This is a genomic window from Virgibacillus sp. 7505, from assembly GCF_002272135.1.
Classification (GTDB): Bacteria; Bacillota; Bacilli; order Bacillales; family Amphibacillaceae; genus Terribacillus.
Genome location: NZ_NPBF01000005.1, coordinates 1 through 14,164 on the forward strand (window position 1 = coordinate 1; position 14,164 = coordinate 14,164).

Sequence of the window (14,164 nt, forward strand, 5' to 3'; positions counted from 1 at the left end):
GCTTGGCTGGGACAGGAAAAAAATGCGTGATCGCTTCAATATGCTGATGGAACTTGTAGGCTTGAAACCAGATGAATATCGAAAACGATACCCGCATGAGCTTTCCGGGGGTCAACAGCAGCGTGTCGGCGTGGCCCGTGCCTTGGCTGCTGATCCGCCAGTCATGTTGATGGATGAACCTTTCGGTGCACTGGATCCGATCATCCGCACCCATCTTCAAGAGGAATTCCTGCAAATTCAAAAAGAGCTAAAGAAAACGATCCTGTTTGTCAGCCATGACATTGACGAAGCGGTAAAGATGGCAGATAAAATCGCCCTGCTCAAAGGCGGCAAAATGATGCAATACGCGGAGCCGGCCAAAATGCTGAACAAACCAGCCAACAGCTTTGTTGCAGAATTCGTCGGTCAGGACCGCGTACTGAAGAGCATGAGTCTGTATACAGTGAAAGACCTTGCCGATGCAATTACATTAAAGCCTGTTATGGAATCACCTGATTCTCAGGATATCAACGAAAACCTTTCCCTGCGTGTGGCTATATCGAAGATCTTAAATCAAGAAGCTGATCAGCTGATTGTTGAGAACGACAATGGTACTCGCAAAGGAAGTATTACTTTGGACTTGATCGAGCAGTTCCTGCACCGTGAGATCAAGGAGAGCGTCTGAGGGGGCTGTAATCATGGACCGGACAAACAAGACCATCGCCTTGATTATCAAGCTTATCTTCTGGGCACTGCTCATCGCCTTCTTTGTGTGGGCATTCGCCAACAATATGTTCAGCAAAATCTGGGAACAGCCGGATACTTTCCTGCGCTTACTCGGGGAGCATATTACGATTGTACTCCTTTCAGGAGCTGCTGCTGTGCTGCTTGCAGTACCACTAGGCATCTTCGTTACACGGCCAAAGTTCCGTAAATCCGAATGGCTGATCGTAGGCATCGCGAATCTTGGGCAAACTATCCCGAGTTTAGCTGTGCTTGCACTCGCCATGGGCTTCCTAGGTATTGGAATCAGCGCAGCAGTAGTTGCCTTATTCGTCTATTCCCTGCTGCCTATTTTACAAAATACGATTGCTGGCCTGGATTCCGTTGACGACAATATGATTGATGCAGCCAAAGGAATGGGACTCACAAACACGCAAATCCTTTGGAAGATCGAGCTGCCGAATGCACTCACCTCGATTATTGCGGGCGTGCGGACAGCATTGGTCATCAATATCGGGACCGCTGCACTTGCCTATCTAGTCGGTGCCGGCGGACTGGGTGTATGGATTTTCACTGGTATCCGTCTCTTCGATAATGCTTTCTTAATGTCCGGAGCCGTTCCTGTCACACTGCTAGCTATCGTGATTGACTATCTATTCAAGTGGCTGCAGTTCGCCTTAGTGCCAAAAGGACTCCGTCTTGCTAGAAAAGCACAAAATTCGTGAAGAAAGGATACCTGAATTGATGAGAAAACGATTGACCCTATTTGCTTTATTAACTGCTTTACTAGTTGTGCTAAGTTCATGCGGTCCGGGCGGAAAAACCGTTACCGTCGGAGCAAAAACTTTCACCGAGCAGCTGGTAATAGCCAAAATGACAGCCTTCATATTGGAGGATAACGGTTATAATGTTGAAGAGATTCAAAATCTCGGCTCCTCTGCCATGCGTCAAGCTATCGAAACCCGCCAGGTTGATATGTCTTGGGAATATGTTGGTACAGCACTTGTCACCTATTTGGATCAAGAACCGATTGCAGATAAAGATGAGGCAATGCAAAAGGTTCGGGAATTGGATAAGGAGAACGGCATTGCCTGGACAAACTTAACCGATGCTAATAATACTTATGCTTTGGTTATGGAAAGAGAAAAAGCCGATGAGTTGGGCATTGAAACTTTAAGTGATTTGGCAGCTTACGCGAAAGAAAATCCCGAAGACCTTCGATTCGGGATGGAGACGGAATTCGCAAATCGGAGAGATGGAATGCCTGGATTAGAAGAATATTATGGATTCAAAGTTCCTGATCCCAATATCCGTGAAATGGAAATCGGTCTTTATTACACAGCATTGAAAAATGATGAGATTGATGTCACTCAAGCTTTTGTAACTGATCCGCAAATTAATTCGATGGATTTAAAGATATTGGAAGACGATCAAAAATTCTTCCCTTCTTACAATTATGCGGCCACCTTCAATCAAGAAACCTTGGATGAGTACCCAGAGCTGACAGAATTACTGGAACCGCTCCAGAATGCTCTGACAGAGGATACTTTACGTGAGCTGAACTACCAAGTGGATATTGAGCAAAAGAGTGTAGAACGTGTAGCCAAGGACTTCCTCGACGAAAATAATTTACTCAAGAACTAAGAAAACGACCCGGACAGGGTCGTTTTTTTGCGCTATCATAGATGTATTACATACTAGGAGACAAAAGAATGTTTTTATCGATATTCATTTTTTTGCTTGCAGGAATTGCCGAAATTGGCGGCGGATACTTGATCTGGATGTGGCTACGTGATGGCAGACCAGGTTATCTTGGATTTTTAGGCGGTATCGCCTTGATCATGTACGGTGTGATTGCCACTTTCCAGACATTTCCCACATTCGGTCGTGTGTATGCAGCATATGGCGGTGTTTTCATTGTACTCTCCATTCTATGGGGCTGGTTCATCGACAAAGAAACACCGGATATGTATGACTGGATAGGCGCCGGCTTATGTGTAGCAGGCGTCGCTGTCATGCTCTGGGCTCCGCGACATTAAAAAAGCTGCCAGCATAGACTGGCAGCTTTCATTTTATACAGTTGTTGAACCATCAGAGCTTAAGATATTACGGTACATGGAAGGACGGCGGTCACGAAACAGCCCCCATTCCACACGCTGCATAGCCAGCTCGTCCAAATCGAACGTAGCAGTAAGGATTTCTTCTTCTGCACGTCCTGCTTCCGCCAGCAAATTCCCCTGCGGTCCAGCGATAAACGAAGAACCATAGAACGTGATAGAGGAATCCTCATCCGTTTCCACACCAATCCGGTTTGAAGCCAGAACAGGCATCAAATTGGTTGCTGCGTGTCCTCGCATACACATTTGCCAGTGATCCTTTGAGTCAATGCTTGGATCCTCCGGTTCGGATCCAATTGCTGTAGGATACAGCAGGATTTCCGCTCCTTGAAGCGCCATGCTGCGCGCTGCTTCCGGGAACCACTGATCCCAGCAAATGCCTACGCCTATCTTCCCGAATTTCGTCTCCCACACTTTAAAGCCAGTGTCCCCAGGGCTGAAATAATATTTCTCCTCATAGCCCGGTCCATCCGGAATATGCGTTTTCCGATAAATGCCAAGCACCGAGCCATCGGCATCAATCATGGCGACTGTATTATAGTTTGCATTGTTCTTTTTCTCATAGAAGCTGATTGGAAGTACTACTCCAAGCTCCTTCGCCACTTGTTTGAAATGCTGCACTGCTTTGTTTTGCTCCAGCTCAGTCGCAAACGCGTAGTAAGCAGGCTTTTCCTTTTGGCAGAAGTATGGTGTTTCAAACAACTCCTGTAGCAGGATGACATTCGCACCTTGAGCTGCCGCTTGGCGAACAAGCTTCTCGGCATTAGCGATATTCTCTTCAACGACACTGGAACAAGCCATTTGTGTAGCTGCTAAAGTTACCTTTCTCACTTACTTCACTCCTTTACTGCAGGCATCTGCTGTGTTGTACAATGTACATTTCCGCCCTCTTTGATGATAGCTAGTCCATCAATTGTACGGATTCGGCGATCCGGGAACTGCTCCTGCAGCAACTTGATTGCCCGTTCATCCGTTCCTGCTGCGGTATTACCGAAAACAGGAAGGATAATGCCTCCATTTACAAAATAGAAATTAATATAGCTCAAAGTCAAGCGCGTGTCGTTCCAGGCAGCCTTAGGCGGCTGTTGGATAGCGATCACTTCAATCTGACGCCCTTTCGCATCTTTCGTCTCGTCAAGAATGCGCAGATTCTCTTGAGTGATTTCATAGTTCTCGTCTTCCGGGTCATCTGTCACCTGCAGCAGCAGTTTACCAGGTGCGGCAAAGCAGGCGATATTATCGACATGTCCATCCGTTTCGTCCCCAGCGACACCACGCTTCAGCCAAATCACTTTTTCAATACCAAGATACTCTCGAAGATATGCTTCTATATCTTCCTTGGAAAGGTCTGAATTGCGGTTTGGGTTTAAAAGGCACTCCTCTGTTGTAATTAGTGTCCCTTCCCCGTCCACGTGAATGGATCCGCCTTCTAACACTAATGGAGCATCCAATTGCTTCACACCGAAGTGATTCAGAACAGCCGGAGCTACTGCATCATCCAGATCCCATGGGAAGTATTTTTCTCCCCATGCATTAAAACGCCAGTTTACACCAGCCAGTTTGCCAGCTTCGTCCCGGACGAATGTCGGGCCGTTATCTCGAAGCCATGCATCGTTATGAGAAACCTCAAGCAGTGTTACATTTTCATCTTGTCCTACATAAGCAGCTGCAGCATCGCGATCCTTGGCGTTCACCAATACGGTGATCGGCTCGAATTCTGCAATCGCAAGAATCAGTTCAGCATAACCCTTACATACAGCTTCCCAATCCTCCGGATAGACCATTGATTCCTTCACAGGCCAGCTGATCAGCGTACGCTCATGCTTCTCCCATTCAGGAGGCATTGTATATGTCAAATGTTGTTCCATTTCGCATCACTCTTCATTATAGATTCTTTAAAACAGACTTTCCGGAATATCATATAACAAAAGCACCTGAACAACAATCAGAAAGAGGACTTTTTATGATAGATACCAGAAAATAACTGTTCACATTCATGTAACGTTTTCTTTAAGGATGGGTAGTCTGATGAACAAAAATAAAGGCTGCGGATGAACTGCTTAAAATTTGCGCGGATACGCAGGTTCGCTTCGGTCACTTCCGGCCAGAGGGCAATGACTTCCGATGTCTTTTCCTGTACCATGCATCCAACTATATCCGGAGACAGTCCATTTTCCAAGGCAGAATGAATCGCTATGGCCATACGCTCATCCTCCTCATGAGAAAGGATATGATATGGAAAAGCCATTTTGTTTATCATTTCCTCTACAAGCTGCTGGCGCTGATCATTCGACAGTTCCGTCAACTGAATCATTTCATCGATAGCATCAGCTGCATGCGCTAATGTATGAGACCATCCGTATGTTTCATCATAACCTTCTCCTACAGTCTCTTGCTTGATATAAGCACGGAACACTAGGTAAACTCGATCTGTCAGCTCAGCACTCAGGAAGGCTTCTCTTCTATGTTGATATAAAAGAGCAGCAATCCACAGTGTTGTAAAACTTCTTGTGTATTTCTCTTCTTTGAATAGGAATCGTTCTGTTAAAAGCTCTTCGAGAATCTGAATCATCACTGCAGGAGGAACCATACCTTCTGTGACCCAATTGCCTGCCAAGCGATAAATCAATTTATCACGTAGCACTGGATCATGATCACCGATATACGGGAGCATGGATAATAGTAAATCCTCTATAGGAGCTGGAGCTTTTTCATTTTCAGCTAGATCTGCAAGCCTTTGTTTTAAGACTTCTCTTTCCATTTCACCATCCCCCTTAACACCTAAATTATACCATTAAAAAACGAAGGATTTCTCCTTCGTTCACTCTGCTGCTTGGGCAACCGGTACTGCATTCGGTTTTGGAAGTGGTTTGGCGAATTTTTCTTTAAAATAGCTGATAACAAATGAAGTAACTGCTATGGAAACAATGGAATAGATACCTTTGACAAGACCAACTGAATAAAGGCTGACCATGACCACGCAGAAATCAAATATAAAGTTGATCGTTCCAGGATTTGTTCCAAAACGTTTCTGCAGGAACAACGCAAGAATATTTGCTCCCCCTAAGGATGCTTGATTCGCAAAAAGGATGATCAAGCCAAATCCGACAATCAGACCGCCTGCCACAGCTGCAACGATCCCTGGAAGTTCAATAGCGGGATAAAACGGATGGAGAAATGAGAACAACGTCAAAATTGATACGGATACTATGGTTGTTACCGTAAAACGCCATCCCATATTAATAAATGAAAAGATATAGAATGGAATGTTAATGATAAAGAAGACGACACCAAAAGGCATAGACAGTATATAGGATAATCCTAAGGAAAGCCCTGCTGTTCCGCCTGTTACCAGCTCAGCACTTTTGAGCATATACAAGCCGATGCTGGCCAGGAAGCAGCCAAGAACGATTTTCAGATATTTTTGCGGCAAACGAATTGCTCCTCTCAAAGTTAAAATCCATGTTGAAACACGCCCATAATGGACAATATGAGCGAACATAATCACGACATCCTGTTTCTTCACTTTCTATGTTAGAATAAATAACACGAGAAATGAATAGATATTTGCAGGCAATATCTTGATTCGAGTTTCATAATGAAAATTATATGCAGAACTTACCTGCAATGTGAAAGGGAGCGTTTATATGGATCACATCGACCGTACACTGCTGGAGCTGCTGCAGCATGATGGCCGAATCACAATTAGCGAATTATCCAAGAAGCTAGCACTGAGCAGGCCGAGTGTTTCAGAGCGGATGGCAAGGCTTGAGGAGCGCGGTGTTATCGAGCATTACACAGCCCGAGTTGCGCATGCGAAGGTTGGATTGGATATCCTGTTGTTCATCCAGGTTAGTGAATTGAAGATCCCCCATTTGGAGTTTGAAAATCTGATTGCAAAGGAAGAAGCCGTACTTGAATGCCACAGGGTGACCGGACCGATCAATTATTTGCTGAAGGCAGCAGTCCCTGACATGAATGGCATGCGGGAATTGATCGACCGGCTGATTCCGTATGGCGCATTTAATACTTCAACAGTATTGACATCTCCAGTAGCTTATAGAGCGTTATTGCCTAGGGAAGATCAATAATGTTTCCATTCCTGTTGATAGATTTCAATCAAATGAGGATCAACCAATGTATTTGGGCGAAGACTGACTTTCTCTCCATCCGCGTTAGTGATTTCCTTATCCTCATCCTTTCCGAATTCTGTCATTCCAGGAATCATGGAAGATTTTAAGTATTCGGTTGGTACGGTAACCTCTAGATTTTCTGGGTCAATCGGATTTCTGCTGGCCATCACAAATCCCCAGTTACCGAAACTTGGCACATCCAGATGCAGATTCTCTGTTTCAAGCCCCGTTGCGCGGATCGTTTCGTCTATTGTCCAATAAGATTCAGTCGCGAACACCGGGCTAGTGGCTTGGACAATCATTGCACCCTCCGGATGCATATGATTTCGCACTAGAGAGTAGAATTCCTCAGTGTATAGCTTGTTCAAGCTCTCGTCATTCGGATCGGGCAAATCAACGATGATCACATCATAAATCTGGTCCGTTTCCTTCAGATAAGTGAAGGCATCCTGATTGTGGATAGTGACTTTGTCATTCAGCAGAGAGCGATTGTTTAAATCCAGCAGTCTCGACTCTGTCTTAGCCATTTCTGTTACAGCAGGGTCGAGGTCGACCAGGGTAATGTCTTGAACGTCGTCATATTTCAGGATTTCATTTGCTGCTAATCCATCCCCTCCGCCAAGTATGAGCACATGATCATGCTGTTTGGCTTGGGACATGACCGGATGCACTAGCGCATCATGGTAGCGGTGCTGATCAAATGAACTGAACTGCAATCCGCCATTCAAATACAGCCGCAGGTCATCTCCATCCTGGGTAAGGATGATCTTTTGATATTGGCTCTGTTCCATGTGGATGATTGGATCCTCGTAAAGCTTCTGCTCGAACGAAAACGCCGTTTCCTCTCCGAAAAAGACTCCCAGGATGAGCAGGATCCCAATGACAACACCAACTGCAGCATGCAAGGCAACCCGCTTCACTTCTTCCCGGAATAACCACAGTACGACCAGTGCAACTACTAAGTTAACTAGACCGACCAGAAAAGCTGATTTAACGATTCCGAACTGCGGACGCAGCAGGAAGGCAAAAAGCAGACCGCCGATCAGTCCGCCTGCATAATCACTGAACAGAACACGTGCTGTACTCCGACCTATCGTCTCACCGATCTCATTCGCCTTCCTAATCAGAATCGGCAGCTCCACTCCGGTTAGCGCACCAACGATAATTGTGACGAAATAGAGATAGAACGCGTCAGTCCCATCAGGGGTATATGCCGTGATCCCGAACATCGTAAAACTAGAAAATCCACCAATCAAAGCTACGAAAAATTCGATATAAATAAATGCTAGAATGAGTCGCTTCGTCACACGCTCACTTATGCTGGCACCAATCCCCATACCAGTCAAAAACAAAGAGATGGTGAGTGTATATTGCTTCACACCATCTCCGAGAATATAGGAACCTAATGCCCCGAACAAAACTTCAAATATAATACCGCATATGGAAACGATACCTGAAGCCCAATAAATAAATGAGGTTTTATTTGTTACTTTTTGCTGCATGTCTTTCATCTCCGAACTGCTTTTAGCTTACGTAATGGACGCACCGATGACGAACCCAAGACCAATTGAAACCGCTAAGGAAATAATTCCGACCGCAATATTGTTTTCTTTCAGCTTGGATTGAACAGAAAATCGGCGTGTCACACCTTCAAATACGAAGTAGGCAATCATCTGCAGGACAACACCGTAAGCACCCCAGATGAGTGTTTCCCAAAGTTCACTGCTGTGGTAAATGGAGAATGACAGAACAAGGCAGATTCCGATGATCTTACCGCCGATAGATAAAGCTACAGCTGTATTGCCCTTTTCGATTTCCTCCCAGTCCCGGTACTTATGTGTGATCAGTTCAAAGATGATAAGTCCGATGATGACAATCACAACTGCAATGATAAAGTATAGAAAAGTCGATAAAAATGGATTCATGATTCTATGCCTCCTTAATTTTGATTATTTACCTGCATCCGGTCCGCCGCCTCGATAGTTGGACGTACCGCGTCTCGTACTGCCGCCTGAGCCACCGCCATCATCATTCGACCGATATGTCGACGTGTAGCCGCCATAACAGCCGCCATTCTGACAAGTATCCATTCTGTTCTGGCTCCAGTTACTGCCGAAGAGGGAATTCAACAGAGCAAATGTAAAGAATGTATTCAAATAGTTCGGTGAGTAGTTATTTCGGACAAATGTACGATCTGCTACTTCCATCAATGTGACATCGCTATCTTCGTCACTCGGTTTCAAGGTAATGAAAACATCGTCATAAATCATCATCAGCTGTCCGTTTTTCTTGTCGCTGATTTCATCCGGACCTTCGGCTTGCTTAAATAACTCTTCCAATTCATCTACTGTATAAAGGCGTGTAGCATACACATTTGCACTGCCGCGTCTTTCACCGGAAACAACATCAAGCAAATAAAAGTTGTTGTCAATCAATGTTTCGATCGATTCACCTGCACTATTCTCAAATTTAGACGTGACTGTCTCCTTATCCGGTTCATCAGGTATTTCGCTGACAGAAGCAGTTTGCTCATCGGAATTACCGCACCCGGCCAGAATAACAACAAATACAAGGCAAAGACCCGCCAGCCAGTATTTCATGAAGGCTCCTCCCTTCTTTCGATTTCCTTATGTAAAGCAGACAGACGAAAACCCTTGCTTCACGCAAGGGTCAGCCTGCCGATGGCTATGGCTGCTTATTCTTTACCCATTTTCTTTTTCAGGGCAGCTAACTCATCGTCTACACCATTCTTCTCAAGAGCAGCGAATTCATCATCCAGGGATCGGTTAGATCGGGACATATCCTCGCTCGTCTCAGCTTCCGCTTCATACTGCAATACTTTTTCTTCCATGCGCTCGAAACCGCCGCGAGACTCGTCGCTGCCGATATTGGACATTGTACGGTTCATCTTTGTACGTGTTTTGGCAGATTCTGCACGTGCCTTGAGGGAATCTTTTTTCAGTTTCATTTCACCGTATTCCTTTTTCATCTCATCCAGCTTCTGACGGATGGACGCTACATCACTTGATGCACGCTCCCATGATGCGTAAAGTGAATCAGCAGTCTGCTGATGCGTCTGCTTATCCTCCAAAGCGCGGCGAGCCAAATCATCATTGCCAGCTTCAATCGCTGTCTCCGCTTGCTGCTGACGTTTATCTGCCATTGCCTTGGCATCATCGTATTTGCGTTTCAGCATCTTTTCGTTTGCAATTTGCTTCGCTACCGCTGTTTCTGCTTCACGGATATCTGCTTCCATGTCACGCATGAACTGATCAAGCATTTTCACCGGATCTTCTGCTTTATCAAGCATTGCATTCAATTCTGAGTTTACGACTGTTTTTACACGGTTAAAAAATTTAAACATACAATTCGCTCCCTTTAATTAATTTAATTTGAACCCGCAATGATTTTGATTTCACGCGGTTTGATTTCATAACCATAGCTGACTTCAATTTCGCTCCCCCAGCCTTCCAGACCAAGGAAATGCTCTTCATCTTCATCATAATAATCGGCAAAATGGACGATTGAGCCATTCACATTACGACTTCTTCCTTCACCGACGACTCGAGCTTCACCTTGCTCATCAAGGAAGTAAGTACGGCCTTCGTGCGTCAGCTGCTTCGGATATGGTTTTGATACCGAAAGCGGAATTTTTTTATATATACCCAGCTCCAGTTCATCATCCATCTCAGCAGAGAGCCAAAGGATCGTATCCCCTTCCACCAGCTGGTAGTCGAACCATTCATAGCTCCCTTGACGGGAAGTGATTTTTCCGACTACTTCATAGGTGACCAAGTCGTATTCGACAATGTCGCCCACTTGGATGGACAGTGCATTGCGTTCCCTTACAGCAGGACGCTCAGGGGACTTTTTCTTGAATATACGGGAAAGAATACCCAAAACCTTTCACCATCCTCTTATCTTGTATCTTATATACGGGCAGGGATACAGAAGGTTTCAAACTTTTTTCCTGCTTGTCTCTAATTATACAGGTGTACAGTCATACATGCATGCACTTGCTCCGGCGAAACAGGATTATCAATGTCAAAAGAAGGGGAAAATAGCTACAGATTGTCACAAAGGAGAAATTTTATGATCATCCGTTTCGGCTACGTATCTACCGCATTGAATTTATATGAAGCATCGCCTGCAAAAACCATGACATTTGCCAGGTGGTCCAATCTTGAGAAAGAAGAAAGATTGGCACAGCTGCAAGCACTCACAAGGGAAAACCTGGAGCGGACGATTCGAATCCTTCACTATAATATTGCCCATCAGATCAAACTTTACCGTTTCTCTTCCTCTCTTGCGCCACTGGCGACACATGAGGAAGTAGGATGGGATTATATTACACCCTTCACTGACTTGTACGAGGAGATCGGAAGGCTCGTGCGGGATTACGGTATTCGTGTAAGCTTTCATCCGAATCAGTTTACCCTTTTTACAAGCGATAAACCGCATATTACTGTAAATGCTGTTAAAGATATGCAATACCATTACAATATGCTGACTGCTATGGGATTAGAAGACGAAGCATATATCAACATCCATGTAGGCGGAGCATACGGAAACAAAGAACTTGCCCTGGAGCGTTTCCACGAAAATATCAAGCAGCTTCCTGATCCGATCAAGAGACAGATGACGCTGGAGAACGATGACAAAACGTATACAACAACTGAAACGTTGGAAGTATGCGAGAGACATAACATTCCAATGATGTTCGATATCCATCATTACATGGCAAATCATACAGAAGAAGAACCATTAGAAGACATTCTTCCGCGTTTTATGGCCACATGGAAAGAACGTAAACATGTCCCAAAAATCCATACGTCTTCTCCTAAATCAGAGAAGGCATACCGCAGTCATGCTGATTATGTAGATGTGGAATTCCTGATGCCTTTGATCAAGCATTTGAAAGAAATCGACCAATCAGTGGATTTCATGATTGAAGCAAAACAAAAGGATAAAGCTGCGTTACAGCTGGCAGAGGATGTCGCTCGCATTAGAGGTGTAAAAAGAATCGGCGAGGCCACCGTAGAATTATAAAAAAACAGGCATTCCATCATCGGAATGCCTGTTTTCATTTCACTTTGATTGCTTTAATACGGGTTTGTAAATTTTTCTTTTCAGTAGAGGATTTCAGCTTATCAACTGCCGACTGAGCAGATTGCTTTGCCTTTTTCGTTTTGTCTTTCTCTGCTTTCTTCACTTTCGATTTAGCATCATTCAGTTTCTTTGCATCTGACGCTTTTACCTTCACTTTATCAAGACGCTTTTGCAGATTATCCTTATCCTTGCCGGATTGCAGCTCCTTGAGTGCATTCTGTGCCTTCTGAATATTAGAATCGCTAATGTTCTTCTCCGCTGCCTTCACTAGATCATTTGCAGACTTGATTTGGGCCTGCTTCACCTTATCAAGGCGTTTCTGCAAATCTGTTTTGTCTTTGCCATTAGTCAGTTTTTTCACAGATTGCTGGGCGTCATCAACATTCTTTTTAGTCTTGCTTTTCTCCGCTTTACTGGTTTTGTCTTTTGCTTCCTGTACTAGCAGAGCTTGCTTTACCTTATCTAAGCGCTTTTGCAGATTAATCTTTTCGGTTTTATCTGTCACTTTATTGATGGCAGATTGTGCTGCATCAATATCTGTTTTCTTCTTGCTCTTCTCCGCTTTGGCGGCTTTGTCTTTCGCATCCTGCAGCGTTAGAGCTTGTTTCACTTTATCCAATCGCTTCTGAAGGTTTTTCTTTTCAGTGCTATCTGTAACTTTATTGATGGCGGATTGCGCTGCATCAATATCTGCTTTATTTTTGCTCTTCTCCGCTTTGGTAACCTTATCCTTTGTTTCCTGTAGCGTTAGCGCTTGTTTTACTTTATCAAGCCGCTTTTGCAAACTCTGCTTGTCCTTATTATTCGATAAGGCCGCTACAAGTTTCTGTGCTGTATCATAGTTTCCCTGATTGCTAGTCTTCTCAGCTAGCTCAACGGCCTCCAAGGCCGGCTGATACCCTTTATCTTTCTCAGACTGATATTGGACTAGCCCGTAACCAAATAGACTGTCCCGGCCTTTTTGCCCAAGATCCTTGCTATATCGCTGCAAACGTGTGCGCAGCTGATCATTCGTTTCATTCGGGTATTGCTGTTTCAATAGCGCAAGCATCGCTGTCACATGCGGTGTGGCTTGTGAAGTTCCGCTCATCATCGCATAATAGGTACCAAGATAGGTGCTTGTAATATCTGCTCCTGGCGCAGATAGTTCTACCTTACTTCCTACTGAAGAGAAGGAAGCGATGTTATTTTGCGAATCAGAAGCAGAAACAGCAATCACTTTGTCGAAGGCTGCCGGATAATCCAATGGTCGGCCTGCCCCTTCATTCCCGCTTGCTGCAACCAGCAAGATGCCATTCCGGTATGCTTTATCCACAGCATCCTGTAATGCCATGCTCTTATAAGCAGTTCCCATGCTCATATTGATAATGTTCATATTATTGGATATTGCCCAATCGATACCCTCCAGCAGATCCGAGAGATTTCCTTGGCCGGCATTATCCAGCGCTTTGACTGCATATAACTGTGCATCCGGTGCAACACCATCGGTTCCATATCGATTATGCTTTGCTCCAATGATACCGGCCACATGCGTCCCGTGCCCTTCATCATCTTTATAAGAGGACGTATAGCTTACAGCGGAGTATCCCCCTGCTATTTTTAAATCCTCATGTGGATATATTCCACTATCTATTACGGCAATTTTGACACCTTTACCAGTTAAGCCTTCGTTCCAGGCAAGGGACGCCTGGATTGGCTTTAAGTTCCATTGATCTAAAATTGGAGATGCAGCGTCTTTTACAGCTCGAATGCTTGTAATTCCGTTATCGGAAACTGAAATCTTAACGTCCGGCTCGACATACTTAATGTCCGGATCTTCCTTCAATCCCTCGATCGTTCCGGTATCAGCGGTGATCGCAGCCACCGGCAAATTATCGTATTCCTTTTCGACTGCTGCATCACTTTCCTGAACTGCTTCTTCTCCCTTCTTATTTTCATACACGACAATCATCTGCTTTTCTTCCTCAGCATATGTTTTAACAGCCGGAAACAGGAAAGTCAGACTCAGCAACAACGAAACAAGAAATAGGCCCTTTATCGAAACCTTCATCATTCGCGTAATTTTCCTTTCGATTAAGTGAATTTCATGATACTTATATCGGT

Annotated in this window: 16 protein-coding genes; 6 read left to right on the forward strand and 10 right to left on the reverse strand. The window is 44.7% G+C overall.

Features of this window, described 5'->3' with window-relative positions; genetic code table 11:
* The 4 genes from CHH91_RS01385 to CHH91_RS01400 form a co-directional block, all read left to right on the forward strand.
* A partial coding sequence (locus CHH91_RS01385; protein ID WP_141234109.1) for an ATP-binding cassette domain-containing protein occupies positions 1-664 on the forward strand: 664 nt, incomplete at its 5' end.
* A 13-nt stretch (positions 665-677) separates the two neighbouring features.
* The gene (locus CHH91_RS01390) at positions 678-1,427 is read left to right on the forward strand and encodes an ABC transporter permease (RefSeq protein ID WP_095221251.1); all 750 of its coding nucleotides are present in this window, start codon (positions 678-680) and stop codon (positions 1,425-1,427) included.
* A 19-nt stretch (positions 1,428-1,446) separates the two neighbouring features.
* Positions 1,447-2,346, forward strand: coding sequence for a glycine betaine ABC transporter substrate-binding protein (locus CHH91_RS01395; protein ID WP_095221560.1), 900 nt, complete (start codon positions 1,447-1,449; stop codon positions 2,344-2,346).
* A 68-nt stretch (positions 2,347-2,414) separates the two neighbouring features.
* Complete coding sequence (locus CHH91_RS01400) at positions 2,415-2,741, forward strand: YnfA family protein (RefSeq protein WP_095221253.1); 327 nt, start codon at positions 2,415-2,417, stop codon at positions 2,739-2,741.
* Between the two features lie 33 nt (positions 2,742-2,774).
* On the opposite strand, the gene aguB is transcribed toward CHH91_RS01400, so the two are convergent.
* The 4 genes from aguB to CHH91_RS01420 all read right to left on the reverse strand — a co-directional run bounded on the left by aguB (position 2,775) and on the right by CHH91_RS01420 (position 6,252).
* On the reverse strand, positions 2,775-3,650 hold the full coding sequence (gene aguB, locus CHH91_RS01405) for an N-carbamoylputrescine amidase (RefSeq protein WP_095221255.1): 876 nt from the start codon (positions 3,648-3,650) through the stop codon (positions 2,775-2,777).
* A 5-nt stretch (positions 3,651-3,655) separates the two neighbouring features.
* Positions 3,656-4,687 carry an agmatine deiminase family protein gene (locus CHH91_RS01410; protein WP_095221257.1) on the reverse strand — a complete coding sequence of 344 codons (1,032 nt, stop codon included), beginning with the start codon at positions 4,685-4,687 and terminating at the stop codon, positions 3,656-3,658.
* Positions 4,688-4,764: 77 nt separating this feature from the next.
* A complete protein-coding gene (locus CHH91_RS01415; RefSeq protein WP_095221259.1) occupies positions 4,765-5,580 on the reverse strand; it encodes a DUF2785 domain-containing protein in 816 nt (271 codons plus the stop codon).
* Positions 5,581-5,640: 60 nt separating this feature from the next.
* Positions 5,641-6,252, reverse strand: a complete 612-nt coding sequence (locus CHH91_RS01420; RefSeq protein ID WP_286160658.1) for a YitT family protein — start codon at positions 6,250-6,252, stop codon at positions 5,641-5,643.
* Between the two features lie 214 nt (positions 6,253-6,466).
* Between CHH91_RS01420 and CHH91_RS01425 the strand changes: the two genes are divergently transcribed.
* Positions 6,467-6,910: an Lrp/AsnC family transcriptional regulator gene (locus tag CHH91_RS01425; RefSeq protein WP_038563623.1), complete on the forward strand. Its 444-nt coding sequence runs from the start codon at positions 6,467-6,469 to the stop codon at positions 6,908-6,910.
* Here the strand turns inward: CHH91_RS01425 and CHH91_RS01430 are convergent.
* The 5 genes from CHH91_RS01430 to CHH91_RS01450 form a co-directional block, all read right to left on the reverse strand.
* Positions 6,904-8,463 (reverse strand): polyamine aminopropyltransferase, encoded by a 1,560-nt coding sequence (locus tag CHH91_RS01430; RefSeq protein ID WP_095221262.1) that lies wholly within the window; start codon positions 8,461-8,463, stop codon positions 6,904-6,906. The genes CHH91_RS01425 and CHH91_RS01430 overlap by 7 nt on opposite strands.
* An 18-nt stretch (positions 8,464-8,481) precedes the next feature.
* The gene (locus tag CHH91_RS01435; RefSeq protein ID WP_095221264.1) at positions 8,482-8,877 is read right to left on the reverse strand and encodes a DUF350 domain-containing protein; all 396 of its coding nucleotides are present in this window, start codon (positions 8,875-8,877) and stop codon (positions 8,482-8,484) included.
* Between the two features lie 24 nt (positions 8,878-8,901).
* Positions 8,902-9,552 carry a DUF4247 domain-containing protein gene (locus CHH91_RS01440; protein ID WP_095221266.1) on the reverse strand — a complete coding sequence of 217 codons (651 nt, stop codon included), beginning with the start codon at positions 9,550-9,552 and terminating at the stop codon, positions 8,902-8,904.
* Positions 9,553-9,647: 95 nt separating this feature from the next.
* Positions 9,648-10,316, reverse strand: coding sequence for a PspA/IM30 family protein (locus CHH91_RS01445; protein ID WP_095221268.1), 669 nt, complete (start codon positions 10,314-10,316; stop codon positions 9,648-9,650).
* Positions 10,317-10,339: 23 nt separating this feature from the next.
* On the reverse strand, positions 10,340-10,852 hold the full coding sequence (locus tag CHH91_RS01450) for a DUF4178 domain-containing protein (RefSeq protein ID WP_095221270.1): 513 nt from the start codon (positions 10,850-10,852) through the stop codon (positions 10,340-10,342).
* Between the two features lie 192 nt (positions 10,853-11,044).
* On the opposite strand from CHH91_RS01450, the gene uvsE reads away from it, so the two are divergent.
* On the forward strand, positions 11,045-12,001 hold the full coding sequence (gene uvsE, locus CHH91_RS01455; protein ID WP_095221272.1) for a UV DNA damage repair endonuclease UvsE: 957 nt from the start codon (positions 11,045-11,047) through the stop codon (positions 11,999-12,001).
* A 34-nt stretch (positions 12,002-12,035) separates the two neighbouring features.
* Here uvsE and CHH91_RS01460 read toward each other — a convergent pair whose 3' ends face one another.
* Positions 12,036-14,114 (reverse strand): S8 family peptidase, encoded by a 2,079-nt coding sequence (locus CHH91_RS01460; protein WP_095221274.1) that lies wholly within the window; start codon positions 14,112-14,114, stop codon positions 12,036-12,038.
* Between the last annotated feature and the right edge of the window lie 50 nt (positions 14,115-14,164).